The sequence below is a fragment of the Bradyrhizobium sp. SZCCHNPS1003 genome (genome assembly GCF_032381555.1).
Taxonomy (GTDB): domain Bacteria; phylum Pseudomonadota; class Alphaproteobacteria; order Rhizobiales; family Xanthobacteraceae; genus Bradyrhizobium.
Genome location: NZ_JAUHIU010000005.1, coordinates 58,468 through 83,830, shown reverse-complemented (window position 1 = coordinate 83,830; position 25,363 = coordinate 58,468). Strand labels below are relative to the sequence as shown.

Annotated in this window: 21 protein-coding genes; 8 read left to right on the top strand and 13 right to left on the bottom strand. The window is 65.6% G+C overall.

Annotated elements, in window-relative coordinates; translation table 11 throughout:
* Positions 1-3: 3 nt before the first annotated feature.
* Entirely contained in the window at positions 4-903 is a 900-nt protein-coding gene (locus QX126_RS10105) for a hypothetical protein (RefSeq protein WP_315780744.1), read from the bottom strand.
* Between the two features lie 262 nt (positions 904-1,165).
* Here QX126_RS10105 and yidD point away from each other — a divergent pair, with 262 nt between their 5' ends.
* The gene (yidD, locus tag QX126_RS10100) at positions 1,166-1,516 is read left to right on the top strand and encodes a membrane protein insertion efficiency factor YidD (RefSeq protein WP_315780742.1); all 351 of its coding nucleotides are present in this window, start codon (positions 1,166-1,168) and stop codon (positions 1,514-1,516) included.
* Positions 1,517-1,680: 164 nt separating this feature from the next.
* The gene (locus QX126_RS10095) at positions 1,681-1,893 is read left to right on the top strand and encodes a hypothetical protein (protein ID WP_315780740.1); all 213 of its coding nucleotides are present in this window, start codon (positions 1,681-1,683) and stop codon (positions 1,891-1,893) included.
* 10 nt (positions 1,894-1,903) lie between these two features.
* Here QX126_RS10095 and QX126_RS10090 read toward each other — a convergent pair whose 3' ends face one another.
* Both QX126_RS10090 and QX126_RS10085 read right to left on the bottom strand, forming a co-directional pair.
* Entirely contained in the window at positions 1,904-3,142 is a 1,239-nt protein-coding gene (locus tag QX126_RS10090) for a hypothetical protein (RefSeq protein ID WP_409999092.1), read from the bottom strand.
* Between the two features lies 1 nt (position 3,143).
* A complete protein-coding gene (locus tag QX126_RS10085) occupies positions 3,144-4,517 on the bottom strand; it encodes an APC family permease (RefSeq protein ID WP_315776787.1) in 1,374 nt (457 codons plus the stop codon).
* A gap of 316 nt (positions 4,518-4,833) precedes the next feature.
* On the opposite strand from QX126_RS10085, the gene QX126_RS10080 reads away from it, so the two are divergent.
* A complete protein-coding gene (locus QX126_RS10080) occupies positions 4,834-6,069 on the top strand; it encodes an alpha/beta hydrolase (protein WP_409997754.1) in 1,236 nt (411 codons plus the stop codon).
* Positions 6,070-6,090: 21 nt separating this feature from the next.
* On the opposite strand, the gene QX126_RS10075 is transcribed toward QX126_RS10080, so the two are convergent.
* The 3 genes from QX126_RS10075 to QX126_RS10065 form a co-directional block, all read right to left on the bottom strand.
* Positions 6,091-6,441 carry a hypothetical protein gene (locus tag QX126_RS10075; RefSeq protein ID WP_315780737.1) on the bottom strand — a complete coding sequence of 117 codons (351 nt, stop codon included), beginning with the start codon at positions 6,439-6,441 and terminating at the stop codon, positions 6,091-6,093.
* A gap of 147 nt (positions 6,442-6,588) precedes the next feature.
* Entirely contained in the window at positions 6,589-7,764 is a 1,176-nt protein-coding gene (locus QX126_RS10070; protein ID WP_315780735.1) for an MFS transporter, read from the bottom strand.
* 94 nt (positions 7,765-7,858) lie between these two features.
* The gene (locus QX126_RS10065; protein ID WP_315780733.1) at positions 7,859-8,887 is read right to left on the bottom strand and encodes a hypothetical protein; all 1,029 of its coding nucleotides are present in this window, start codon (positions 8,885-8,887) and stop codon (positions 7,859-7,861) included.
* 22 nt (positions 8,888-8,909) lie between these two features.
* On the opposite strand from QX126_RS10065, the gene QX126_RS10060 reads away from it, so the two are divergent.
* Positions 8,910-9,269, top strand: a complete 360-nt coding sequence (locus QX126_RS10060) for a hypothetical protein (protein WP_315780731.1) — start codon at positions 8,910-8,912, stop codon at positions 9,267-9,269.
* Between the two features lie 248 nt (positions 9,270-9,517).
* Complete coding sequence (gene thrS / locus QX126_RS10055) at positions 9,518-11,584, top strand: threonine--tRNA ligase (protein WP_315780729.1); 2,067 nt, start codon at positions 9,518-9,520, stop codon at positions 11,582-11,584.
* Positions 11,585-11,675: 91 nt separating this feature from the next.
* Here thrS and QX126_RS10050 read toward each other — a convergent pair whose 3' ends face one another.
* A complete protein-coding gene (locus QX126_RS10050) occupies positions 11,676-12,578 on the bottom strand; it encodes a hypothetical protein (protein WP_315780728.1) in 903 nt (300 codons plus the stop codon).
* A gap of 322 nt (positions 12,579-12,900) precedes the next feature.
* Between QX126_RS10050 and QX126_RS10045 the strand changes: the two genes are divergently transcribed.
* Positions 12,901-13,464, top strand: coding sequence for a nitroreductase (locus QX126_RS10045; protein ID WP_315737508.1), 564 nt, complete (start codon positions 12,901-12,903; stop codon positions 13,462-13,464).
* Positions 13,465-13,571: 107 nt separating this feature from the next.
* Here QX126_RS10045 and QX126_RS10040 read toward each other — a convergent pair whose 3' ends face one another.
* From QX126_RS10040 to QX126_RS10030, 3 genes are all read right to left on the bottom strand, one after another.
* On the bottom strand, positions 13,572-16,046 hold the full coding sequence (locus tag QX126_RS10040; RefSeq protein ID WP_315780726.1) for a putative bifunctional diguanylate cyclase/phosphodiesterase: 2,475 nt from the start codon (positions 16,044-16,046) through the stop codon (positions 13,572-13,574).
* A gap of 922 nt (positions 16,047-16,968) precedes the next feature.
* Positions 16,969-17,139: an RNA polymerase sigma factor region1.1 domain-containing protein gene (locus QX126_RS10035; protein WP_315737506.1), complete on the bottom strand. Its 171-nt coding sequence runs from the start codon at positions 17,137-17,139 to the stop codon at positions 16,969-16,971.
* A gap of 81 nt (positions 17,140-17,220) precedes the next feature.
* Positions 17,221-18,285 (bottom strand): hypothetical protein, encoded by a 1,065-nt coding sequence (locus QX126_RS10030; RefSeq protein WP_315771093.1) that lies wholly within the window; start codon positions 18,283-18,285, stop codon positions 17,221-17,223.
* Positions 18,286-18,559: 274 nt separating this feature from the next.
* Between QX126_RS10030 and QX126_RS10025 the strand changes: the two genes are divergently transcribed.
* Positions 18,560-19,594, top strand: coding sequence for a patatin-like phospholipase family protein (locus tag QX126_RS10025; RefSeq protein ID WP_315780724.1), 1,035 nt, complete (start codon positions 18,560-18,562; stop codon positions 19,592-19,594).
* Here QX126_RS10025 and QX126_RS10020 read toward each other — a convergent pair.
* Positions 19,581-20,009, bottom strand: a complete 429-nt coding sequence (locus QX126_RS10020; protein ID WP_315737503.1) for a CBS domain-containing protein — start codon at positions 20,007-20,009, stop codon at positions 19,581-19,583. The two genes, QX126_RS10025 and QX126_RS10020, sit on opposite strands and share 14 nt — an antisense overlap.
* Positions 20,010-20,285: 276 nt before the next feature.
* Entirely contained in the window at positions 20,286-21,083 is a 798-nt protein-coding gene (locus QX126_RS10015) for a rhomboid family intramembrane serine protease (RefSeq protein WP_315737726.1), read from the bottom strand.
* Positions 21,084-21,606: 523 nt separating this feature from the next.
* Between QX126_RS10015 and QX126_RS10010 the strand changes: the two genes are divergently transcribed.
* Positions 21,607-22,164: a PAS domain-containing protein gene (locus QX126_RS10010; protein ID WP_315737502.1), complete on the top strand. Its 558-nt coding sequence runs from the start codon at positions 21,607-21,609 to the stop codon at positions 22,162-22,164.
* Between the two features lie 64 nt (positions 22,165-22,228).
* On the opposite strand, the gene QX126_RS10005 is transcribed toward QX126_RS10010, so the two are convergent.
* On the bottom strand, positions 22,229-25,360 hold the full coding sequence (locus QX126_RS10005) for a tetratricopeptide repeat protein (RefSeq protein WP_315780722.1): 3,132 nt from the start codon (positions 25,358-25,360) through the stop codon (positions 22,229-22,231).
* Positions 25,361-25,363 lie beyond the last annotated feature (3 nt).

The window sequence follows — 25,363 nt, the reverse complement described above, 5'->3', positions numbered from 1 at the left end:
TGCCTATTGCTGCGGCGTCGTGGCGACCGTCGCTGGCGGCAGAGCCTCCGCGGTACGCGACAGTTGCCCCTTGTCGCGGTCCAGCGCCACGGAGAAGCGGTCCTGCTGCTTGTCCTTGGCCTGCGGCTTCTGTGCGAGCTCGGCGACCGGCACGGCCCCCTTCGGCGGCAGCACCTCGGCAACCAGATCCGTGGTCACGACGTTGGTGAGCCGCAGCTCGGCGCGTGACAGCTCATGCAGGTCCTCCCAGGGCGGCACGTTCAGCGCCAGCGACAGCAGATCGCCCGCTCCGCCCATCTCGAAGGTGTATTTGGCGAGACGCCCGATGTCGCGCTCGACGATCATCAGGTCCTGCGCCGTATAGCTCGCCGCCTTGGCGTCGTCGGCGCGGTCTCCCATCCAGATCTGGTGAACGCGGACATGGGCCGTGTCCGGAACATAACGCGTGGTTCCAGCCAGCAGCAGGAACACGCACATCGACTCGCAATAGGCCTCGGGCATGACGCGCGGCCGGTCACCCGCGCGGCTCGGACGCTGGGTCATGCCGACGGTGGTGCGCATCTTCAGCCCACGGAACCGGCGGCCCAAGGTGATGGCGTCGTTGACCGAGCCGCCGCTGGAGTCGAGCACCAGGGTGGCCCCCGTCAGGTCGCGATCCCTCGCGAAATCCTCGAAATCCTTCGGCGTATCGCCGGTGACGATCCCAACCGCACTGACCCAGCCGCAATTCGGCTCGCAGGCGACCCAACCGAACCGCATCGGGAGTTTGCGCTCTTCGAGCGCGCCGCCGGCGCGCGCCGTGTTTGACATGATGGTGATCGCGCTACCGACCACCGCACCAAGCGCTGCAACACCAAGTAGCATCCAGCGCAATTCACGCGACCGCAGCAATCTCACGCGCAATCCGTCCCCCTCGTCAAGCTCGGTACGCAGTTCCTCGGTTTTCTCGCGGAAAGACCTGACAACCTGGCCTCAAATCCGTTATTAGTCTGTCACATCCTTGTCGGGAAACGTATCCGGGCAATCACCGACCGTCCAGCTGCGGCGTGCTGCGGCGCCGCTGAAAACCGGCCATTGTTGCATCACATCACCACAAATGAACGCGAGCCGGGTTCCCTGCCGAGGAACCGGTCAAAAGTTCGCACATCCATCTGGCATCGCGCTCATGAAGCACTCATGCTCTGACATCGGCTGCCATTCTGCGCACATCGGGTCGCTGCTGGCCCGACTCCCGCGGCGCGCTGCTCACGCGCTGATCTGGCTGTACCGCCACACATTGTCGCCGCTGGTCGGCTACAATTGTCGGCACCTGCCGACCTGCTCGGTCTATGCCGATGAGGCCATCGAACGCTTCGGACTCTGGGCGGGCGGGTGGATGACGCTCGCCCGTCTGCTGCGCTGCCAGCCCTTTGGCACCTCGGGCATCGACAACGTCCCAACAACGGCTCCCGCAGGCGCTCACTGGTATCTGCCTTGGCGCTACGCGCGATGGCGCGGCGTCAACGGCCCGGGCTGATGTGCAGCGCAACAGAGGTCGCGCTCGTCAATTGATCTGCAGCACATGGCCCTGGCGAAATCTCGGGCTACGATTATTCTTACGTCACGAGCCGGCGCTCCCATCAGGAACCGCGCTGCCTCGACCTGCATTGATGTGATGCTTCCTTCGGGAGGAAAACAACGATGCGCTGGACAATCAGCCCCAGAAGCAACCGTTCCCGCAAGAGCATCGGTCCCGATCAGGCCGGCCACCACGACGCACGCCAGGTGGATCTACTCTGCATCATCGCTTTGTTGATCGTCATTGTCGGTGCCTGGCGCTTTCTTGCCGACAGCACCGCCCTGCCCTCGCCGACGACGTCCTACATCGTGCCCAGCCAGAGCGTGCACTGGTGAGATTCACCCCCTACCATCTCGGCCAGAAGATGAAATCGTCGCGCCGCGGCGGCGGATAGAGAGGAACCGGCTCCGGCGGCCGCGGCACGCGCCGAGCGCGCGGCGGTGGCTGGTAATCCGTTTCTGCAGGGGCGCTCGCTTCGGCCGAGACCGTCGCGTCGGCCGGAGGCGATCTCACCGCGAGCAGGACATTCGATTCACGCGTGCGCCAACGATAGCCGATCCCGAATTCCAGCGGCTGCGCACGCTCGAACAGCTTCGCATAGCTCCTCTGGTACATGTCCGGAAATTTGTCGATCGGCCCGGCATAGCGCCCGAACGGCAGGAAACGCCAGGCCCGCGCCTCATAGCTCGCGAGCGGGATGCCGGAATCGTCCTGGATGACGGTGGCGCTGTTCTTCAGCAGCCAGCTGCGGACCCGTGCGAAGCCGTTCTCATGCAACAGATAAGACGCGCTCTTCAGGAGACTGTCGCCCGGCCCCAGCGGCTCGCAGAACTTGAACAACCCGCTGGCCTTCACGCCGGAATCGGAGAGATCAGCGGAGAAGTAGTAGAGCGTCTTCGCGACCCCGTCGGCGCCGGCAAACAGGATGCGCGCGCCCTTGGTCGCATTGCGCGTCGGCGGCTCGTTGTTTCCGTGCAATCCGCCATTCTCGTCCAACCAGATCAGACTGGCCTCGCGGATCGTCTTGCCGGTGCGCGCCAGGAAGACGTAGAGAATTGGCAAGGTCCCTTCGAGTTCGCCTTCGCGCAAGTCGACCTTCATGTCCTTGGTGATAAAGAAGGAGAAACTCAGGATCGATTGCAACGAGCGTTCGACATAGGACAGCGCCGGGCCGATGCTGCCTCGGGGCAATCTGGTCAGGTCCGGGATCGGGCCGGTCGGCTCGAGCGCCACCAGGACATAGGTCGTTGCCTTCGGATGAAAGGCATCGGCATAGAGAAAATCCGGCCCCGAGAAGAAATAGAACATCGCCGGCCGCGGCGCGGCCAGATTGGCATCCGCCCAGGCCCTGATCTTCGACAATTGTCGCTGCTCGAGCTGATTGAAGGCGTTGTCGAAGAACGCCGCGTGCCGCCGCCATGCCGGATCCTGCACGAAGGGCACGAGCGGCGAGCCCGCCGCTGGCGCCATGCCCGCCAGCACCCGCGCCGTATCGTCCGGCGTGATGGTCTGAGCCCGAGCCTCGAAGCTCATGGCAAGGATCAGACATGCGACGGCGAACCAGACTCTCGAGGCCAACAGCATTTCAATCCGAACCCGATGCGAGCGTTGCGGTGATACGGCGCGATCGCGCGTGAGCGAGCCAATAGATCAGCAATCCCGACGCCATTGCGCCTGCGCCGAGCCCTGCCTGCAAGGGCCGCGTCGCGACGAGATAGTACATCATGAAGAAGGTCACGCTGAGGAAGATCAACGGCGTGACCGGATAGCCCCAGGCGCGGTAGGGTCGCGTGAGTTCGGGCTGCGCGATGCGCAGCTTGAGCAGTCCGAGCACAGCGAGAAACGAGCAGGACAAGAGCGAGAACTGGACGAGATCCAGCACCGCCTCGAAGCTCTCCGTGAACAGCATCAGGGTGGCCACCGTGAGCTGGAACAGGACGGCGTAGGCCGGCGCCCCGTTGCGCGAGCGCCGCGCGAACACCGACAGCGCCGGAATGTCCTCGCCCATTGTCATCAGCACGCGCGGGCCGATCCACATCATCGCGGCGATGGAAGGAACCAGTCCGATGCAGATCATCGCGGCCACGAAGCGCCCGCCGGTCTCGCCGAAGATATGACTGCCCGCGATGCTTGCGACCTGGAGTTGGCCCGCGAGTGCGTCCATCGGTGCGGCCCGCAGGAAAACCGCGTTGAGCGCAATGTAGAGCACCAGAACGATCACCGTGCCCAACAGCAGCGCGCGCGGCAAGGTCCGCTCCGGCGCATGCAACTCGCCGATGATGTAGGTCGCCGCGTTCCAGCCGGAGAACGCGTACATCACGAACACCAGTCCGGTCGCGAACGCCGCGCTCGTCACGTGACCGACATCGGTCACGGTTGGCAGGAACGTCACCGGTTGCGGGGTGGCGATGGTGTAGCCGGCGATCAGGAAGGCGGTGATGAGCCCGAGCTTCAGCACGGTCGACAACAGCTGGAAACGGCTCGACTGCCTGATGCCGCCGAGTTGCACTGCTGTCACGAGCCAGACAGCGCCGGTGGCGAGCAGCAGCGGCGGAGCGCCCGGGATGACGGCACGACCATATTCTCCGAACGCCATGGCCGCGAGCGCCACCGGCGCCGCGAAGCCCACCGTCGCCGAGACCCACCCGGCCATGAAGCCGATCGCCGGGTGGAACGCCCGCGTCAGAAAATTGTACTCGCCGCTCGAGCGCGGAAACATCGTGCCGAGTTCGGCATAGGACAGTGCCCCGCAGATCGACACCAATCCCCCGACCGCCCACAGCACCAGAATGGAGAAGCCCGACGGGATGTCTCGGACCTGGAAGCCGAGGCTGGTGAAGACGCCGACCCCGATCATGTCGGCGATGACGATAGCAGTCGCGACCGGAAGCGACACGGATGGAACCCGGTCGCCGTCTGTCCGGCCCCGGCCGGGATCGTCCGCCTCGGATGCAGCCATCTCGTCGAAGGACGCCCGGCGCCCCTTCCTCTGCCTCAGCCCAGGTTCCCGCCGAAGCATTCAAACATCGTTAACGGGCGTTAAATATGACCTTCATCAAGGGTATTTATGAACCGATTTCGGACAGGCTGGGCTGCGACATTGCATTGGGCCGCCAGGCGTCCCACAATCGCGACACGTTCGCGTGGTGTGTCCCGGTGCGCCCGGGGTTGGCCGGACACGATCCTTAACGCGACCTCAATTTCGGCGGCGCAGGTTGAACGAAATCCGCTGGTTGAAGAGCCGTGTTGCGGCTCGAACTCGTCTTTGGGGACGGATGATCGGGGAAGACCATAACATCTTGAGGTCTGTGCGCAGAGGTTGGTGCCTCTGGTGGCGCGCGGCTTTGGCGCTGGCGATCTGCCTTTCGTTCACGCATTGCGGCAAGGCCCCCAATCCCGAGGCGTTGGCCGCCAACGCGTCGACGGCCCAGGGGCTGACCTTCGACGATCGTTTTCCGGCACCTGAATTCAGCGACCGTTTCCCGTCCGCGCAGGAGAGTTTTCGGCTTCACACGCCCTCCGACTTCGCCCCGAAGCCGGCGCCCTCTCAGATCGCATCGCTGGAGCCGCAGCGGCCGGGACGGCCGCAGCGTGAGGAACTGACGACCCTCATCAGCATGAAGTCGTCGGCCTTTCCCTATTTCGGCAACAATCCGGCGTCCGACGCACCGTTCCTGAACGTCAGCAGCGGTGAGCGCCGCGGCCACCGCAGCTTCTCCGGCCGCGTCTACTGGCAGGACCAGACCTACAACGACAGCCGTGTGCTGGTGCACGTCCCCGAACAATTCGATGTGCGCAAGCCGGGCGTGATCGTCGTGTTCTTCCATGGCAACGGCGCCACGCTGGAGCGCGACGTGCGCGACCGCCAGTTGGTGCCGCAGCAGATCACCGCGGCCGGCGTCAACGCGGTGCTGCTCGCGCCGCAGATGGCCGTCGACGCCGCCGATTCGAGCGCCGGCAAGTTCTGGCAGCCCGGCGGCTTCAAGCGCTTCATGGACGAGGCCGCGGCCAGCCTCGCCCGCCTGACCGGCGATCCGGCAAGCGCGAAGACTTTCGCCGGCATGCCCATCGTGATCGTCGGCTACAGCGGCGGCTTCCTCCCCACGGCATGGAGCCTCGAGGTCGGCGGCATCAGCGACCGCGTGCGCGGCGTCGTGCTGCTCGATGCGGTCTACGGCCAGCTCGACAAGTTCGCCAACTGGATCGAGCGCAGCCGCTCCGGCTTTTTCATCAGCTCCTACACGCGCTATACCGCGCGGCATGATCAGGAACTGATGGCGATGCTGCGCAATCGCGGCATCGAAGTCTCCGAAGACATGGACCGGCCGCTGCGCCCGGGCAGCGTCGTCTTCGTCGAGACCGACGAGGGCATCACCCATCGCGACTACGTCACGCAGGCCTGGACGCGCAACCCGATCAAGGATGTGCTGGTCAAGATGGCGGCCGCCCAGCCGCCGATCCGGATTGCGGCCGGAGCCCAGGACATGTCGAACCGCGTGTCGAGCCGCTGAGAGAGCGGCCGCCGCAACGCCTCAGGACTTCGGCAGCTTCTCGACGAAGCCGTTGAAGCAGGCGAGCCGCTCGTCCTCTTCCTTGGCGAACTTGCAGTCGCCGACCGCCTTGGCCTTCATCGCCTTCGGCTTGGCGGCCGGCGGAATGACGGCGTCGTAGCAGTTCAGGCGCTCCTTGGTTCCGTCATCGATCTCCAGGCAGGCCTGGAGCTTGGCGGCCGCCGATTGCGGCTTGGCCGGCGCTGCGGCGGCGGTCTTCGTCCCCTTCGGCTTGACCTGCACCAGCGGGCGGTCACCGACCATCGGCGCGCTCTGGGCCAGCGCAGGGGTGCACAGCAGCACTGCAGCCAGGCTCAACATCATCTTCTTCATGCCATATCTCTCTCATCCGACCCGTGGGCACGCGAGGACGTCCGTCGATGCTACTCGCCGGCCGTGGCAGAATCCACGCCCCAGCAGCCCCCACGACATCGGCCTTTAATCCGGTCGGGCCGGCTTTGCCAAGCGTCAACCCGCTGCTCAGGCCGGAACCGCGATCCGCGCGCGCTGGCGGCTGGCCAGGATTGCCAGCAATGCCAGGGTCAGGAACATCAGTGCGACGTAGCCGGTGGCGCCGAGCAGGTCGCGCGCGAACAGGCTGCCGCCGATCGCGGAGCCGATGGCCTGGCCGATATAGAGCACCGAGGTGTTGAGCGACACCGAAGCCGAGGCGAGCGGCGGCGCGGCTGCCACCAGCCGAACCTGCTGCATCGAATTGGTGGACGCAAACCCCAACCCCCAGATGGCGACCGCCGCCGCCATGAGGCCGTAGGTGCCTGCCGCCAGCGTCCAGGCCGACACGCCGGCGAACATCAGGCAGGTGAACAAGAGCGACGTCCGGTAGGCTCCCCAGCCATCGACGATCCGGGTTGCGATGACGACGCCGAGAAAGCCGCAGGCGCCGTAGATCGCGAACACCAGGCCGATCTGGTTGGAGTCGGCGCCAGTCAGGCGCTTCAGCAGCGGTCCCATGAAGGTGAAGATGACGAACTGTCCCGACATCTGCAGGGTCGTGACCAGGAGCAGCAGGACCACCAGGCGGTTGCGGCCGAGTTCGGTCCAGGTCTTCAACGCGACCGGCGCGCCCTTCAGGCCGGATGGGAGGCGCCATGTCAGCAGAACAAAGCTGACCGTGCCGGCCGCACCGACCGCGAGATAGGCGGCTCGCCAACCGGAATGACTGCCGATGAAGGTGATCATGGGCAGCCCCACGGCGGCCGCCAGCGACCAGCCCAGGAAGACATAGGCGATGGTGCTGCCGCGTCTCTCGACCGGGCTGATCAGCGCCGCCGTTCCGGCAGCCTGCGGTGTATAGAGAGCGCCGACCGCGAGCATCACGAGGCGCAGCGCGAGCAGGCTCGCATAGTCGGGCGCAAACGCCGAGCCGAGATTGCCGAGCGTGAGCACCAAGAGCGTCGCTGCGAGCAGACGGCGGCGATCGAAGCGGCTCGTCAGCCAGGCGGTCAAGGGCGAGCAGATGCAGAGCACCACCGCGCCGAAGGTGATCAGGAGCCCCGCCGTCTGAACGCCGACAGCAAGATCCGAGGCGAGTTCCGGCAGCAGGCCGGCGGGCGCGAGCACCGAGCAGCCGGTGACGAGATTGCCGAGCATGAGCGCGGTCGGCGCAAAGCGCCCGGGAGCGGATGTGGATGTCATCGCGCCTCAATAGCAGAGAATTCCATGCATTTGCATGAAAATGTCTCATGCCGTCCATGACTTTCTCTCGTCCTGCCTCCTTCGTCCATTCTCGTCAGCGCGCGGGGGCGGACTGCGCCGCCGAGGCCTGCGGCGAGGGAATCTGCGTCCACGGAACCGGCGTACTCGTCGGACGGGCGATGGCCTTGGACGGCGGGCAGCTGTCGGTCAGCATCTTCAGGGCAGATTGCAGGCCTTCGCTGCTCACCGGAAATGTCGAGACATTGCGACGCGCGACATTCAACAGGGAATCGCTCAGCTCGGCCGACGGCATCAACGACAGCGTTTTCACCTGGCTTGCATTCAGGAACACGCCCCAGGTCTCGCGATCGCCCGACCGCCGCGGCGGCGAGAGGAAATTGAGCCGCATATCTCCGCTCGCCATCGCCAGCGGACCCGGCGGCGAGCCGGCCGGCGCGATGCGCTCGACGTCGAGCTCGAAGCGGTCCTGATCGAAGCAGACCATCTGCAAGCGCGTGGTCTGGAACGTGCTCTCACCGTCCCTACGTGCGAGAATGGTCTTGTAGGCAATCCCTCGGCTGGCGGTCTCGAACATCCAGGGGCTTTCCACCCGCTGCCGCCTGTCGAGCGCAAACCGCGCGATCTCCTCCCGCGTCAGGATGCGCATGCTCTCGAACGGGACAGACCGCGCCACCGTCAGCAGACCGGGATCCGCGCCGAGCTTGGTGATGTAGTCGAGCACCATCTTGTCGGCCCGAGCCATCGCCTGCTGCATCGCCTGCGCCCGCATCTCGCGGGTCGGCACGCCGCCCGTGAAGTTCAGGATGACGCGCGGAGAATGCACCGCGAGCGTCGCATCCGCTGCGATGTCACGTGTGGACGCGCCGAGCAGCAAGTAGGGACAGGCCGAATTGCACGTCGCCCCCCGCGTCCAGACCTCGCCATGCAGCTCGCGTCCGGACAGCTTCAGCTTGCTACAAGCTTCGCCCTCCTGAGGCTCGAAGCCGCACTCGCGCAAGGTGGTACGTCCCACCCGCACGGTGGCCTTGCGCTCGCGCAGCATGTCGCCGATGGCGAGCGCCTGCTGCAGATTGCCGCCTGGAGAATTGAAGTAGATCGGCAATCTGCGCTCTCCGATCTGCTTCATGAACTTGCGGAAGCGCGCGGCGGCGCCGCCGTCGATCTTGCCTTCGGCGGCGATCCAGCTGTCACAATCATGTCCACAGGCGTCCGAGGAGCCCTTGACGAGCGCGAACGCAATCGGCGCCGAGCCATCTGCGATCCGCGGCGACGGGGCGCGGCGCGCGGCCGGCCTGGACTCCGTTGCAGGCCTGGCCGGGGGCCTAGGCTGCGCCGCCGGCTTCGGCTGCAAAGCCTTTTGCTGCGAAGGAGGCCTCGGCTGGATCATGGATCTGGACTGGTCCGCGGGCCTTGTTGCCGCCGGAACGGCCGCGAACGACGACAGGCTCGACAACACGCACATGATCAGTGCGGCCCCAACATGAATGCCGCCGCGCCGACAAACGGAGAGCGGCGCCTCCCCTGCAGACTCCATCGCCAAACGCGTCCCCACGCCCCGAACACTTGAAGTTGTATCATACCGGTCCGCGGCGGCAATCTCCGCATCGCCGCACCGGCCGCAATTGGGCGGTTTTCCCGTCCCTCTCCCGGTTGCAGCCTGAAAATCCCCTGCTATACCCCTTGCTCCCGCTTACCTGCGCTCGTTCGCAGGAGTGAGCTCAAGGAGTGACCCATGTCCGATCCGAAATCGCCTGATTCCAAGTCCGACCAGCAAAAGTCCAATTTCCAATACAGCCTCAGCAACCTGAAGCCCGCCACCCCGGTCGAGAAGATCACCATCAGCTTCCCAGACGGCGCCCGGCGTGAATATCCCAGGGGCACCACCGGTCTCGACATTGCCAAGGGCATCTCGCCCTCGCTCGCCAAGCGCACCGTCGCGATGGCGCTGAACGGCGACCTCGTCGACCTCGACGATCCCATCACCGAGGACGCCAAGCTCGAGCTCGTCGACCGCGACGACCCGCGCGCGCTGGAATTGATCCGGCACGATTGCGCGCATGTGCTCGCCGAGGCGGTGCAGGCGCTGTGGCCGGGCACCCAGGTCACGATCGGCCCGGTGATCGAAAACGGCTTCTATTACGACTTCTTCCGCAACGAGCCCTTCACCCCCGAGGACTTCGCCGCGATCGAGAAGAAGATGCGCGAGATCATCGGCCGCGACAAACCCTTCACCAAGGAGGTGTGGGACCGCGAGAAGACCAAGCAGGTGTTCCGCGACAAGGGCGAGGCGTTCAAGGTCGAGCTGGTCGACGCCATTCCGGGCAACGAGCCGATCAAGATCTACTACCAGGGCGACTGGTTCGACCTGTGTCGTGGTCCGCACATGACCTCGACGGGGAAGATCGGCAACGCCTTCAAATTGATGAAGGTGGCGGGCGCGTATTGGCGCGGCGATTCCAACAACCCGATGCTGACCCGCATCTACGGCACCGCCTTCGCCAAGCAGGAGCAGCTCGACGCCTACCTCAAGCAGATCGAGGAGGCCGAGAAGCGCGACCACCGCAAGCTCGGCCGCGAGCTCGACCTGTTTCATTTCCAGGAGGAAGGTCCGGGCGTCGTGTTCTGGCATCCCAGAGGCTGGAGCATCTTCCAGGCGCTGATCGCCTATATGCGGCGGCGTCTCGCCGGCGAGTATGACGAGGTCAACGCGCCGCAGATCCTCGACAAGTCGCTGTGGGAGACCTCCGGTCACTGGAACTGGTATCGCGAGAACATGTTCGCAGCGCAGTCCGCCGGCGACGAGGCCGAGGACAAGCGCTGGTTCGCGCTCAAGCCGATGAACTGCCCGGGTCACGTGCAGATCTTCAAGCACGGCCTGAAGAGCTACCGCGACCTGCCGCTGCGGCTCGCCGAGTTCGGCGTCGTGCATCGCTACGAGGCCTCCGGCGCCATGCACGGCCTGATGCGCGTGCGCGGCTTCACCCAGGACGATGCGCATGTGTTCTGCACCGAGGACCAGCTCGCCGACGAGTGCCTGAAGATCAACGACCTGATCCTGTCGACCTACTCGGATTTCGGCTTCGAGGGCGAATTGACGGTGAAGCTCTCGACCCGGCCGGACAAGCGCGTCGGCACCGACGAGATGTGGGATCACGCCGAGCGCGTGATGGCCACCGTGCTGAACGAGATCAAGGCGCAGAGCAACCACATCCGCACCGAGATCAATCCGGGCGAAGGCGCGTTCTACGGGCCGAAGTTCGAGTATGTGCTGCGCGATGCCATCGGCCGCGACTGGCAGTGCGGCACCACGCAGGTCGACTTCAACCTGCCGGAGCGGTTCGGCGCGTTCTACATCGACGCCGACGGCGCCAAGAAGGCGCCGGTCATGGTCCACCGCGCCATCTGCGGCTCGATGGAGCGCTTCATCGGCATCCTGATCGAGCACTATGCCGGCAGCTTCCCGCTGTGGCTGGCGCCGACGCAGGTGGTCGTCACCACCATCACCTCGGAAGGCGACGAATACGCCAAGCAGGTGCTGGCGGCGTTGCGGCGCGCGGGTCTGCGGGCAGAGATCGATCTGCGCAACGAGAAGATCAACTACAAGGTCCGCGAGCACTCGCTGCAGAAGATCCCTGCCCTGCTCGTCGTCGGCAAGAAGGAGGCCGAGACGCATTCGGTCTCCGTGCGCCGGCTCGGCCGCGACGGCCAGACCGTGATGCCGACCGCGGAGGCCATCGCCGCCCTGGTCGACGAGGCGACGCCGCCGGACGTGCGGCGCCGTCAGCGCGAGGCGGCGTGAGCTGTCCCGGTTCGTAGCCCGCATGAGCGCAGCGACATGCGGGAACAGTTTCCCCGGGTGTCGCTTGCGCTCACCCGGGCTACGGGCGCTGCTATGCCGACAGGGTGGCCACGGCATCCGTCGCACTCCCATCCCGGCCCGCCGCCTGCCGCGCCACCTCGGCGCATTCGGCCATGTAGAGGAACATCGTCGCGAGCATCCGCTCGATCGCCTCGCGTCCCCTTGGCAGGATGGTGATGGCCTCGGTGCCGCGGACGAGCAGGCCCTTCTCCTCCGCATCGCGCAGCAAGGTCAGCACGTGTTTGCGTGACACCGAAAAACGCGTCGCCAGTCCATTGATGGAGAGCGGCACGGGACCATCGGGCGGGAACGGCTGGTCCGGCCCGCCCCCTTGGGCCAGGCTGAACAGGATCACCATGCCGGCGGTGCGCTCGGCAAACGGCTCCAGCTCCGGCGCGCCGTCGAGCACCCGCACGCCCGCGATGAAGCGGCGGCCGAGCTCGAGCACGAAGGTCTTGACGAAAGCGGGATCGTTCAGCGCGGCCCGATAGGCGACCGCGGCCGGAAGCACCGCGCTCATCGCATCGAACTGCACGCTCCAGCGCTCCCGATGCAGCGCTATGAGCTTGTCGGTCGGCACCAGCGGACGCCGGCGGCGGTCGAGATTGGAGGCGGACGCGACCAGCCCGGCCGCGCGCATCAAGGCCAGCATCGCCTCGCAGCGGCCGGCACTGCACAGGCCGAGCCTGACGCACATCTCCTTCATGGCGCCGACGGTGAGGCCGAGCTCGCCATCGCGCTGCTCGGCGAAGTGCAGGTACAGCGCGACATGGGGAAACAGCGCCCGCGCCCGGTCGCTCAGCAGCGCATTGAGGATGCGGTCGCCCCGGTAGAGCCTGACGGCAGCCTCGGTCGACGCCCGCATCGCCGCGGCGAAACCCGGCTCGCGGCGCAGCCGCACGACGGCATCAACTGAAGGTGTCAGCGCTGTCATTCCCACCGCAAGTCTGCTGCCCCGGCCGGCCGCGAGCTGCGGTCTCCAGCGTCATCTTTTTACCGATCCACCCAAATTTCCACAATTGCCACGGCCGAGGCTGGCGGCGGACCGATGGCCGCAGCCAACCAGGCCGGGGCCGCCGTGTGAGGCGAGAGATTGCAGGATTCACGTCACGGCTGCACGGCAGCTTGAGCAGAGCGCGCGCCGCCTGCGGCTGCGGCAACACGCGGTAGAACCGATCAAAACGCCGTTCCGTGGTCTCGTTGCAGGCGAAGGCGCATGCTATCTGTTCCGCGTGCAACCAACGAGACATCACGACGTGACCGACGCGATCGAACTGCTGAAAACCCGCCGCTCCGTGAAGCCGCGCGAGATGAGCGGCCCCGGCCCCTCGCCCGCCGAGCTCGACACCATCCTGACCATCGGCGCCCGCGTGCCCGACCATGGCAAGCTCGCGCCGTGGCGCTTCATCGTGTTCGAGGGCGACGGCCGCCGCCGCGCCGGTGAGGTCATCGCGTCCGTCTTCGCCAAGAACAACCCGCAGGCCAGCGCGGCCGAGCTTGAAGTCGAGAAGAACCGCCTGATGGAGGCGCCCCTGGTGATCGGCCTCGTCAGCTTCACCCGGCCGCATCCCAAGGTGCCGGCCTATGAGCAGGAGCTCTCCGCCGGCGCCAGCGCGATGAACATCCTGACCGCGGCCACCGCGCTCGGCTATGGCGGCTGCTGGCTGTCCGGCTGGTTCATGTTCGATCGCGATGTGATGAACGGGCTCGGCCTGAAGCCGGAGGAGAAGCTCGCCGGGCTCATTCATATCGGCAAGCCGACCAAGCCGAACGAAGACCGCCCGCGGCCGGCGCTGGCGGAGATCGTGACGCGGTTCTGACAACGAAGCCCGCAGTCCGTAGCCCGCATGAGCGAAGCGACATGCGGGGACGGTGTTCCCGGGGCCGCTCCGCTCGCCCGGGCTACGCACTGCGCACTCGTCAACCATCACGCTGCCTTCGACGACCGCGCGCCGAATTGCGCCAGCAACCCCGCGATCTCCGATGCCGGCTTTGCGGCGCTGAACAGAAAGCCCTGGACCTGGTTGCAGCCTTCGGCGCGCAGCCAGTCGAGCTGATCCGATGTCTCGACGCCCTCGGCGGTGGTGATGATGTTGAGGCTCTTGCCGAGGCCGGAGATGGCCCGGACGATGGCGAGGCAGTCGGAGCGCTGCGCGAGGTCCTTCACGAAGGAGCGGTCGATCTTGATCTTGTCGAACGGGAAGCTGCGCAGATAGCTCAGGCTGGAATAGCCGGTGCCGAAATCGTCCATCGAGATGCGGATGCCGAGCTGGCGCAGCTGATGCAGCGTCGCCAGATTGGCCTCGGTCTCCGCGAGCAGGATCGACTCGGTGATCTCCAGCTCGAGCCGCTCCGGCGCCAGCGCCGACTGCGCCAGCGCCTGGACCACGACCTGCACCAGGTTGCGGCTGCGGAACTGCACGGCGGAGAGGTTCACCGCCACCTTGATGCCATCGGGCCATCGTGCCGCCTCGTGGCAGGCCTCGCGCAGCACCCATTCGCCGAGCGGCACGATCAGGCCAATGTCCTCAGCCACAGGGATGAAGTCGGCCGGCGAGATCATGCCCTTGTCGGGATGACGCCAGCGCAGCAGGCATTCGAAGGCAGAGATGGCGTTGGTCGCGACATCGACCAGCGGCTGGTAGTGCAGCTCGAACTCGCCATGCGCGAAGGCGCGGCGCAGATCGTGCTCCATGTCGCGCCGCTTCTGCGCCTGGCGGTCCATCTCCTTTTCGAAGAAGCGATGCACGCGGCCGCCGTCCTGCTTGGCGCGATACAGCGCCATGTCGGCGTTCTTCATCAGCTCCTCGCAGCTCGCGCCGTCGCCCGGCGACAGCGCGATGCCGATGGAGGCGCCGATCACGAGCTCATTGCCGTCGATGTCATAGGGCGCGCCGAGCGCCGCGATCAGGCGGGCGGCACATTCGCTCGCGTCGTTGACGCCACTGCTCTGGCTGATGATCACCGCGAACTCGTCGCCGCCGAGCCGCGCCGCCAGCTTGCCGCCATGCATCTGCTGCGTCAGGCGGCCGGCGACCGCCTGCAGCAGCCGGTCGCCCATCGGATGACCGAAGGAGTCGTTGACGGTCTTGAACAGGTCGAGGTCGATGCACATCACCGCGATGCGCCGGTCGGCCGCGCCGGCGCCGTCGAGTTCCTGCGTGAGGCGCTGCTGGAAGAACTCGCGGTTCGGCAGGCCGGTCAGCCCGTCATGGTGCGCCATGTAGGCGATGCGCGCCTCGGCGCGACGGCGCTCGGTGATATCGACGATCGCAACCAGCACGCCGTCGCGGCCATCGAAGGTGATCTCTCGGCCATAGGTCAGCACCTCGATCTCGCTGCCATCGGCCTTGCGATGGCGCCAGTCGCGATGAAACAGGTCACCGTCGGCAAGCCGCAACAGCGCGTCATCCAGGCTTTCCCATTCGCCCGGCGGCCAGAGATCCCAGACGTTCATGCAAAGGAGGTCCGCCCGGCCGTAGCCGTAGTGGCCGACCATCGCATCGTTGACATTGAGGATCTGCGCGGTCTTCGCGTCGAGAATGCACATCGGCACCGGATTGGCGTCGAACAGCAGCCGGAACGACGCCTCGCGCCGCTTCAGCGCGGTCACGTCGGCAATGGTCAATGAGATGATGTCGCCAAAGGCGTGGGCGCCGAGCCTGAGACTGCGGGCTTCGCTGTCGAGCTCGAACTGGTCGCTTCGCCCCTGCGTGACGACATCGAACAGCCGCGCCATCACCTCGGGCGTGCACAGCATGTTGCCGCCCTGCTTCAGGCGATGCCATTGCAGCGTCGCCGATGGCAGCCTGAGCAGCTCGGCCGCCGCGCGATTGTGATGGACGACCTGAAAATCGCAGGGCATGCCGACGCTGTCGCGGATGGTTGCGAGCGAGACCACGCCGTCATCCGTCGTCGAGAAAATCGCATCGAGCAGATTATATTGCGCGTCGCGCTCGTTGACATAGGTCCCGACCAGCGTGCTGCCCCACCGCGAGTTGGTCGGCAGCGCCAGGACGTCATAGCTGCGAACCATGCCGTCGCGCACGCAATGCGCATGGGCGAGATAGGGCTGGCCGCTGGCGAGCGCGCAGTTTGCGGCCTCCACCAGCACGGTGGCGCAATCCGGCGACACGGCCTCGACCGCGACGCCCGAGCGTTCGTCCTGCAACCATTGTTGGACGTAGCGGCCGCTGCGCGAAATCTGCAGACCGCCGTCTTCGTTGTTGAGCACCGCGATATGATCGGCGAGACGGCCGAGGCTGCCCAGCATGACGTCCTCGTAGCGCGGCAGGCGCTGGCCGGGCTTCAACGCGGCCTGCCATTTGCGCCTGAGCACCGGGATGTCGTCAAACAGATCGCTGCTGATCGTCGTCAACGCCTTGGTCGTCGCGGCACTCATCATTTCCACTCAATCGCCACCCTGTCGGTCCCGGCGGTATCTGAAGCAGACGCGGCTTTAACGAGCTGTAAATGCATTGGCTTCGCGCGTGGCGCGCAGCCATTGTGACAGTTTTAAGTGGTTCCATGGTTATCGCGCATTAGCGACTGTGACAGTATCGCTTCACGTTCGTCGCCTATGTCGCAACGGCGAGGTCGATACCGATACGGCACAGATGCGGATGTGAACCTGCGATCTCGCGACAATCTCTGCCCGAGTTTTGCTGATCGAACCGCCCTCTTCGAACAGAGGGCGCAGGGAGAGCCGGACCTCGACTGAGGTCCGTGGCCCGCCTGCGAAAAAATGCAGGCGGCAGGTACCACGGGTCAGCCGGAAACCCGGCCCTCCCTGCGCGATGGCTGAACGGCTGCTTCGCGTTCTCCCTGGTGCGCCGGGCTTTCTGGCCACCATCCCCACGCGAAGCGAAGCCTCAACGTGAGTTGATATCAGCATCGGGATATCAGGACCGCGCGACTTGACCGTGCGCAGCGAATTGTTCGTCGGCGCGAGAGACTCGCGCTGCAATCCACCACGCCCACCGCTCCCCGCCTCGCGTCTCGTGACGACCGCGATACGCCCCTCATCTCGAGGCGGGATGCGCGGAAAGATCGACCTGATTTGCCCGACGACACAAGAACTAATAACTGCGACAAAGTAACCCGACGGGCAGATGCGGCACGACTTAGCGAGTCGTGTCGCGCACCACTGCTTCGACAATCACCGCTGTCGTCCCGGCCTTGAGCCGGGCCCCATAGCCACCGGCCGCGGTGATGCGGGCCACTGACAGCGACGTCCCCCGATAGCATCCGCGGTATGGGTCCCGGCGTTCGCCGGGACGACACCCGTGGTCAGGCGCGCTCCTGCCAAAAACGCTGTTCTTGCATCACTCCTCCTCCAGACGGATGCCTGCGTCGCTCAGCGCCTGCATGATCCGCTCGATGTCCTCGGGTTCGACTGTGTTACCCGGGCAAAGTGCGTTCAGCTCGTCGAACGTGATCCAGCCCTTGCGCTCGCCGATCTCGATGGCCTGGCGGATGATGTGGCATATCTGCATGCGGCTCTCCCAGAGATTGGCTCTCATAGATAGCGGGGAGAGTCGGTGTCCTTCTGCGGGGCCATTTCACGTGCGAGCCGCTTACCGCGCGAGCACCTCGACCTCGCCGTCGACGCCGTTGACGACGCTGAAGGAGCGCTCGAACACCTTGCCTTCGTTCTTGGCGATGGCGCGGTAGTCGCCTTCGGACAGCACGACCTTGGGGAAGGCGCCGATCGATTCCTTGATCACGTCGCCGCCGGGGTTGATGACCGACCAGGCCGTGTTGGCGAGCGCCTCGCCGCCCTTGTCGGAGACGAGCTTCAAGGTGATGACCGCGGCGCGATGCGTCACCGTGACATCGGTGAGCTTGCCGGCCTGGACGCGGATGTCGGAGCGCACCACCGAGTTGGCGTCGCCATAGTTGGAGACGATGTAATAGGTCCCCTCCGGCAGCATCAGCATGTCGCCGGCGGCGACGTTCGGCACCAGCGGCGCCCGCTCGCGGCCGTCGAACTGGCTGCCCTTATAGATGGCAAACGAGATCTGGTTCTGCGGGATCTTGCTGGTGCCGACCCTGCCCTCGAGACGCAGGCCCCCGGCCGGCAGCACGAAGGATTCGCGATCGGTCTCCGGCTTCAGGTTCACGGACCTGACCGCGCTGACGAGACCGAGCGCGACATGGACGACATAGGTGCCGGGCGGCAGCACGATGTTCGGCGTTGCGCCGCGATCCTCGCGCAGCATCTTGAAGGCGCCGGATTCGTCCGGCCGGTCGGCGAACACGCGCCAGACCAGCCCGCCATTGATGTTCGGCAGGTCCTTGCCGAACCGCGCCGACAGCGACAGCACGCCCTGATTGGGGGCTGCGGCCGGCGGAGCGGCAACCGGGGGGATCGCAGCCGGCGCGCCGGGTGGAATCGCGGCGACCGGCGGTCCCGGCAGCGCCTGGGGTGCCGGCGGCGGAATGGGGCCGGAGGGTGGTGCCAGGCTGACCGCTGCCCCGGGATCGGGCACCGAGGCCGGCGGAACCGGCGGCGGCCTGTCGCTGAACAGTTGCGCTGCGGCCGGCGACATTGAGAGTCCGGTCAGCGGGCACGACAAGGCAAGCACAAGCCATAGCCGCCCGCTGCGCCGGAATCTGGTGAACCCGCGACCTGTCGTCATCGTCCTGCTTTTGACCGAAAACGCGGCAAATTCAAGCCTCTACTCAACTGTCCCCGAGGAACCGCATGGGCGGCGCGCGACTTGGTCGCATTCTCCGGCGGTGAGCGGCCGGAGCGCGCAGTTCCGTCCAGGAGAGCCGTTCACATCAGCGGCATCCGATGCTTCCGTCGACCCGGCATAAAGGATGCTTCTGGTAGGCTGGTGCTAGGCTGTCATGCGTCATGAGTCCGTTGCCGACTCATTGCACACAGTATGCGTAGGCGTGGAGATCTCGGTGCTGGATATTCTGAAAGGACGCCGTGCGAGCGGAACCGAAGGTTCCGATGTCGGTCTTGGGACGATCCGCAAGCCGGTCATCGGCTTGGCGCTCGGCGGCGGTGCGGCGCGCGGCTTTGCCCATATCGGCGTGCTCCGAACCCTGATGGCGCACGGCATCGTGCCCGACGTCGTGGTCGGCACCTCGATCGGGGCCGTGGTCGGCGGTGCCTATGCGGCCGGCCAGCTCGATACCCTGGAGGAATGGGCGCGCAGCCTGCAGATGCGCAACATCCTCGGCTATCTCGACATCCGCCTCAACGGCTCTGGCCTGATCGGCGGCGAGAAGCTCGCCGCCCAGCTCAAAGCCTCGCTCGGCCGCGTCACCATCGAGGAGCTGCCGATGAAGGTCGCAACCGTGGCGACCGAAATCCGCACCGGTCACGAGATCTGGCTGACCCATGGCAGCCTGGTCGATGCGATGCGCGCCTCCTACGCCCTGCCCGGCATCTTCGCGCCGGTCCTGATCGGCGACCGCTGGCTGGTCGACGGCGCCATGGTGAACCCGGTGCCGGTGTCGGCGGCGCGCGCGCTCGGCGCCGAGATCGTGATCGCCGCCAACCTGTCCAGCGACGTGTTCACGCATTCGACGACGATCTACTCGCATGGCCAGCCGGTCGAGGTGCCGGAGACGGTGATGGAGAGCGCGCCGCCCAAGCGCCGCTTCGGCAGGCTGTTCTCGCCGGAGCGCGCGGTGAAGCGGCAGTTCTTCGGCGGCGGCGGCCGGCCGGGCATCTCGTCGGTGATGGTCGATGCCTTCAACATCATGCAGGACCGCATCACCCGCGCACGTCTCGCCGGCGATCCGCCGGACCTTCTGATCTCGCCGCGCGTCGGCCAGATCGGCTGGTTCGACTTCCACCGCGCGGCCGACCTCATCGCGTTCGGTACCAGGGCGGCCGAACGTGCGCTGGATTCGATCCAGGAGACCATCGGCCAGGCGACCGGCGCGGTGACGCCGACCGGCGGCGGAGCGACGACTACGCCGTCTTGATGTACTGACGCAGGGCTTCCTGCTCGGTCTCGTATTCCTGGACGCGCCACTTCACGACGTCGCCGATCGAGATCAGGCCGACGACGACGCCGCCCTCGATCACCGGCAGATGGCGGAACTTGCCGTTCGTCATCACTTCCATGATCGAGGCGACGGTATCCGCCGGCTTGCAGCTCACCACCCGCCGCGTCATCACGTTCGACACCGGCTCGGTGAGCGCCGAGGCGCCGCGCTCGCCGAGCGCGCGGACGATGTCGCGCTCGGATAGGATGCCCTCCATCCGGGAGCCCGACATCACCAGCACCGCGCCGATCTTGCGGTCGGCGAGCCGCTTGGCGGCTTCGGCGAGTGTGGTCTGGGACTCGACGCTCTCGACCTGATGGCCCTTGATGTCGAGGATCGCACGTACTGTCATTGCTCGTCTCCTTCAGGGGCCGGTGTGCCTTCTTGAGCGAGGCGTCGTTGCGGCCGATGCTTCCAGCGATCGTCAGTCAAGCGAGTCTTCAATCAACAGTCTGGCAACGCAACGGATCCAATCCTCCCGATCACGCCTTGGTTGCATTGCACTCGGCAGGCTGGCCTGCGCGGCACAAAATGGCCTGCTTTCGTTCATCCGGAATCGTGCTCCGGTTGCAGTGGACGCAAATGATGAATGAAATCACCCGCGCTCGCAAGCGCAGGATTGCGGCAACTAACGGTCGACCACGTCGGACGGTAACGCAGGCGCAGCATCGTCACGTACATGCGGGGTGGGATCGAACAGCGCAAACAGGATCAGGCCGGCGATGAAGCCGCCGATATGAGCCTGCCAGGCGACGTCGGCGCCCTCGGCGCCGGGCGTGATGCCGCCGATGCCGAACACGATGTTGACGCCGAACCACACTGCCAGAAAGCCGAGGACGCGCGGATTGCGCAGCGCACGCGACAGCGACAATGCCGGAACCCTGGCCGCCGCCTCGGCATCGCCGCGAGTGAACGACAGGAAGCTGCCGCTCACGAAGGCAAAGCGCATCGCGGCCGCCATGGTGCCGGACACCGAGGCCGAGGCGCCGATCATCGGCGCCAGCGCGTGCTCATGGGTGAGCAGATGCGCCAGCGCACCGGCCGCCGCCGTCACCGCCATGAACAGATAGAACCGGGCCGCCCCGAAGCGGCGCGCGAGCGCGCTGCCGAATGGCAGCAGCCACAGCACGTTGAAGCCGATATGCGCCAGATTGGCGTGCAGCAGCGAATAGCTGACGAAGGTCCAGATCTTGGCCGGCGTGCCGCCGGGAAACGCCCCGTCCATCAGGGTCTGGTCGTATCGTTTCGGGACGAAGGCGAACAGGTCGATGATCCAGCCGTTCCACTCGTCCGGCAACAGCACGCGCAGATGGATCACCGCGATCAGCAGGATGTAGGCGGTCAGTGCGCCCGGCAGATTGAGGATCGGCTCCCGCGCCTGCTGGAGCGGCGGATCCTGCGTGAGGTCTGACGAGGAGGAATCCAACGGAACGCACGCCTTCGACGAGAGGAACAGATCCGTCAGATAGGCGGCTTTGGCCGGCCTGTGCAAGCGCACGGCGGCAGAGTTGATGTGCGGCGCGGTGGCAGCGGTGGAGAAAGGGCGGCGGATCCGCAAAAAGAACGAGGGAGGGTCCTGAGAAAACCCTCCCTCCGAGACTTGCCGGCCTCTGCCGCGTCCGGAGCGCCCGGGTTTGTTTTCCCCACCCCGCCCCGTCGCGACGACCAGACTTGTTTGACGCCGCCTGCGTGTACCTCACCGTATCGCGGCGGACCTTCCACCGTCCGGCCGCGATCTGATGAACGCATTGTTAACGATCGCTCGGCGGCCGCCAAGCTCATCGTTAATTTAACCTTAACGCGCGGAAGGCCGGGGGAAAGCCGGCACGATCGCACCATCGGCATGGACGCTGCACCGCCCCTCCTGCGAAAACAAACCAGGGAGGCGCCTGGACGAAAGCGGGACAGCAATGTCCTCCGTGACGTCGAGGGCGCGAGGGATCACCGAGATGAAACATCCGTCCAATCGCGAGCTCTTCGCCTATTGGAACGACAGGCGCGGCCATGCCAAGGCGCCAGAGCGCTGCGACTTCGAGCCGTCGGCCGTGCGCGAGCTGCTCGGCGACATCTTCGTCTTGTCCTGCGACGCCGACAGCGGCTTTCCGTTCCGCATGGCCGGCACGCGGCTGTGCGCCCTGCTCGGCGGCGACGTCAAGGACAGGAGCTTCCCGGCGCAGTTCGCGCCCGCCAGCCGCCGCGAGATCGAAGAGATCACGATGGTCGTGTGCGAGGAGACGCTGCCGGCGATCGCCGGCGTCAAGGCGCAGGGACCGGATCGCACGACGGCGCATTTCGAGCTGCTGCTGCTGCCGTTCGCGACGCGCGCGCACGAGCCGATCAGCCTGACCGGCCTGCTCGCCCCGTTCGAGACGCCGCGAGGCGCGCTCGGACCGCTGGAGATGGTGTCATGGCGCTACATCCATCCGCCGGCCGAGCCGATCGTGCCGCGCGCGCTGCGCAAGCTCGCGCTCGCCCGCGGCTTGATGGTCTATGAGGGCCTGCGCTGACTGCGGCGCGCGTAGTTAGGACTTCTGTGCAGAAGCAACCGCAAATACTCCAATTGCGTTACCGCTAGCGGATTGTCGTAAGGGCCGAGAGTTTCGCCTGGAACCTTTCGCGCACCTTCTCTGCCCCGCTCTTCGGGTCGTTGGCTAAGAGTGCGTTGACGACGACGAGGCCCTTGCGATAGGCGTCGACGGCGTCTTGCAGGGAGCGGTCATCTTTTCCCGGCTCGCTCTGCTCGCGCGCGGCGTCACCGATGCGCTCGTAGCCTTCCGCCAGCTCAAGTTGACGCTTGCTATCGTCGGGAAACCTTCCCGCGAGCTGCAGCCGGATTTGCAGACCGGCATCATATTCCTTGAGCGCGTTTACGAAGTCGTGCTGCCTTCGCCAGGCGCCCCCAAGCCTATCGTGTGTGTCGGCTACGTCGCGCGTCCATGCCACTTTATTGAGGTCCTTTGCGGTGATCTCCTCGCGAATTGCCAGGGCACTGCGGTATCTTTCGATCGCGCCCGCCGGGTCCTGCTCTGCCACCGAATCGCCGATGATGACGTATTGCCGGGCGAGGCGAATTTTCCAGTCGACCTTGTCGGGATCGTCGCGGGCGAGGCCGGCTGAGAGGTCGACTGCCATCTGGAAGTACTTCAGTGCGTCGTCGAGCTGGTCTTGCATCCTGTGCACTCGGCCGATCTGCTCGTAGATCCTCGACAAATTGGATCGATAGATGTTGTTTTTCGGCTCCCTGCGGACCAGGGCTTCCCGTATCGTCATTGCCTGCTCGTATTCCGCCAGAGCTTCCTTCGCACGATCGTGCGCAGCAAGGACATCGCCGATCCGGGTCCGAGCATCCGCCACGGCCTTCTGGGCATCCGGATCGTTCCGGTCCTGAGCCAGGAGAGCGGTGCCAATCGCAAGGGATTTCCGGTACCAATCCAGAGCCCCCTTCCAGTCCGTATTCAGGAGGCTGTCCGCAATCTTGTTCTCGACGAATGCGATTCTTGGGCGCGCTGCGCCGTCCGCGGGGTTCTTGTCAGCCAGCCGCTGCGCAATCCGTAGCGCGTAATCAAGTTCCGCTGCGGATCGCTTCAGGTCACGGCCCTCGAAGGCGTCTCCGAGTCGGAACGCAACCTCATAACGCAGCTTCTTCCACTCGTCGTTCTCGGCGTCGTTCTCGAGGAGCTGGTCAGCGAGGTCTTTGGCCTCTTCGATTTGTGTTAAGGCAGCGTCATGTGCTCCAACCAGCAGGTACACATCCGAGAACTTCGTCAGCAGCTTGGCGCGATACTCCATGACTTCCGGCCGATTCTCGACGGCACCGAAGATCTTCTCGGCGCCGCGCAGCAGCCGTTCAGCACTCGAAACCTGGATTGCGCCGGTATTGAGCTGATCCTGAATTACATCGAGCACGCTCCCGACGACGGAAAATGCACTTTTCGCGCTCCGCAGCGCGGATTGCTCCTCCAAATCCGCCTTTCGCCAGCCCCACACCGCAAAAACGAGCAAGGCCGCCATGACAATCAGCGCGCCGTTCCTGGCGCGGGAATATCGTCGCGCCTGCAGCTCGTTGTGGGCCCGACTGGCCGCCACGAGCTCCTTGAGCTCCGGCGCGCCCTCCATGTAGGACGCCGCGTCGTCCAGAGCGGCGCCGGAGAGCAGATAACCGGCGTCGAAGCCGGATGCCTGCCAGCGCTGCGCCGTCGCGATGAGCTGCAGCTTCGCCTTGGAGCGGTTCCGCTCGTCCTGCAGCCAGTCGCGCAATCGCGGCCAGCCGTCGATCAGCGCGCTGTGGGCCAGATCGAAGCGATCGTCGTCCCAGCCGACGCCTGGACTACGCCGGATGAGCTCGGCATCCACATATCGCTCCAGAACATGGTCGACGCGACCGGCAGGCGCGATCTGCACCAGAACGTCCCGCCGCACCCGGCGGCGGATGAACCCCTCCACGTCGGGCTGCACCAGTTGCAGGAAGACGCACCTCGCGGCCGCCTGGTCGTCAGACGTCAGACCGGCGTAAATCGCTTCTGCTGTACGGATCAGAGCGTCTCGCGGCTTGCCCACCTTATGATAGGCTTCCCAGGTGATGCGGTTACGCTCGCGCTGGTCCCACAGCCTTCCAAGGGCAAATTGCAGCATGGCCAGCGCGCCCGCATCGCCGGCAACACTCTTGGCGAGGTCCTCGACGATTCCCTCGTCGAACTTGAGCCCGACCGTGGTGGCCGCGCTCTCGATGATGTGCTGCACTTCGGCAGCGTTGGGCGGCGCAAGCGAGAAGCGCGCGGCCGGGTTCTCCCCGAGTGACTTGAGCGCGGCGAGCTGAAGCGCCGGTTGCTGGTACCGCTCCTCGATAATGAGGATGGTCCGGTCCGGCTGGCCACGCGCTCCGACCAGTGCCTGAACAAAGCCCTCCCTCGTCTTCTCGTCCGAGCAGATCGTAAAGATCTGCTCGAGCTGATCGACAACCATGATAACGGGGCGCCCCGGAAATACGCCGTCGAGCAAGGCGCCAAAAAGCTCTGGCGAACGTTCGAGCTTCTGCTTCTGCTCGGTGATCCATGTTTCGAGTTTGGGTAATGCGGGATTGGCAGCCGCCTCATATATGCTCGTGAGCAACGCGGCGAACGGATCCGCTCTCGGAACTACGACCAGAACGAGCGGGCTCTTGCCTTCCCCGGCAATCTGCGACTTCATCCTTGGGATGGCGCCGGCCATTACAATCGATGTCTTGCCGCTTCCCATCGGGCCGGTGACGAGCACTACTCGCTGTTCGCGAAGCTGCTCCAGAAGTCTTCGGACAGCCTCCTCGCGCCCGAAAAAGCGCCCTGCGTCGCCTTCGTCGAACGGGTTCAACCCTATGTAGGGATTGGCGGCGCTGGTGAGGTCCGGGGCGTGCGATGGGTCGAAGGGGGCGAGGGCGGGCAGCGTGGCAGAGAGAGCCTCCCGATCGCCGGCCGAAAACTGATACGACGTCCAGTAGGTAATGATGTTCTGGGCAGCCTCGCGGTCGGCCGGCGAATCTATCCATCGTCCCGCCGCCTGCGCCCGATCGACGAACTTATGGACGTCGGCAAGCAGATCTTGGTCGTTCTCTCGATCGCGGGCCGCGCGCATCAACGCGATGTGTTCGGCGCGCAATTCGGTTAGCGAGGTGAATGTTGACGGCACCGGTCCTGAGGCGTCCGGCGCAACTTGGTGATCTTTCGACATGGC

Excerpts from the sequence above, each read along its gene's own strand:
- QX126_RS10005 (WP_315780722.1), bottom strand. The coding sequence starts at position 25,360 with ATGTCGAAAGATCACCAAGTTGCGCCGGACGCCTCAGGACCGGTGCCG.
- QX126_RS10050 (WP_315780728.1), bottom strand. The coding sequence starts at position 12,578 with ATGACAGCGCTGACACCTTCAGTTGATGCCGTCGTGCGGCTGCGCCGC.
- QX126_RS10075 (WP_315780737.1), bottom strand. The coding sequence starts at position 6,441 with ATGAAGAAGATGATGTTGAGCCTGGCTGCAGTGCTGCTGTGCACCCCT.
- yidD (WP_315780742.1), top strand. The coding sequence starts at position 1,166 with ATGAAGCACTCATGCTCTGACATCGGCTGCCATTCTGCGCACATCGGG.
- QX126_RS10080 (WP_409997754.1), top strand. The coding sequence starts at position 4,834 with ATGATCGGGGAAGACCATAACATCTTGAGGTCTGTGCGCAGAGGTTGG.
- QX126_RS10060 (WP_315780731.1), top strand. The coding sequence starts at position 8,910 with ATGAACTTGCGGAAGCGCGCGGCGGCGCCGCCGTCGATCTTGCCTTCG.
- QX126_RS10070 (WP_315780735.1), bottom strand. The coding sequence starts at position 7,764 with ATGACATCCACATCCGCTCCCGGGCGCTTTGCGCCGACCGCGCTCATG.
- QX126_RS10020 (WP_315737503.1), bottom strand. The coding sequence starts at position 20,009 with ATGACAGTACGTGCGATCCTCGACATCAAGGGCCATCAGGTCGAGAGC.
- QX126_RS10090 (WP_409999092.1), bottom strand. The coding sequence starts at position 3,142 with ATGCTGTTGGCCTCGAGAGTCTGGTTCGCCGTCGCATGTCTGATCCTT.
- QX126_RS10035 (WP_315737506.1), bottom strand. The coding sequence starts at position 17,139 with ATGCAGATATGCCACATCATCCGCCAGGCCATCGAGATCGGCGAGCGC.
- QX126_RS10085 (WP_315776787.1), bottom strand. The coding sequence starts at position 4,517 with ATGGCTGCATCCGAGGCGGACGATCCCGGCCGGGGCCGGACAGACGGC.
- QX126_RS10040 (WP_315780726.1), bottom strand. The coding sequence starts at position 16,046 with ATGAGTGCCGCGACGACCAAGGCGTTGACGACGATCAGCAGCGATCTG.
- QX126_RS10030 (WP_315771093.1), bottom strand. The coding sequence starts at position 18,285 with ATGACGACAGGTCGCGGGTTCACCAGATTCCGGCGCAGCGGGCGGCTA.
- QX126_RS10010 (WP_315737502.1), top strand. The coding sequence starts at position 21,607 with ATGAAACATCCGTCCAATCGCGAGCTCTTCGCCTATTGGAACGACAGG.
- QX126_RS10095 (WP_315780740.1), top strand. The coding sequence starts at position 1,681 with ATGCGCTGGACAATCAGCCCCAGAAGCAACCGTTCCCGCAAGAGCATC.
- thrS (WP_315780729.1), top strand. The coding sequence starts at position 9,518 with ATGTCCGATCCGAAATCGCCTGATTCCAAGTCCGACCAGCAAAAGTCC.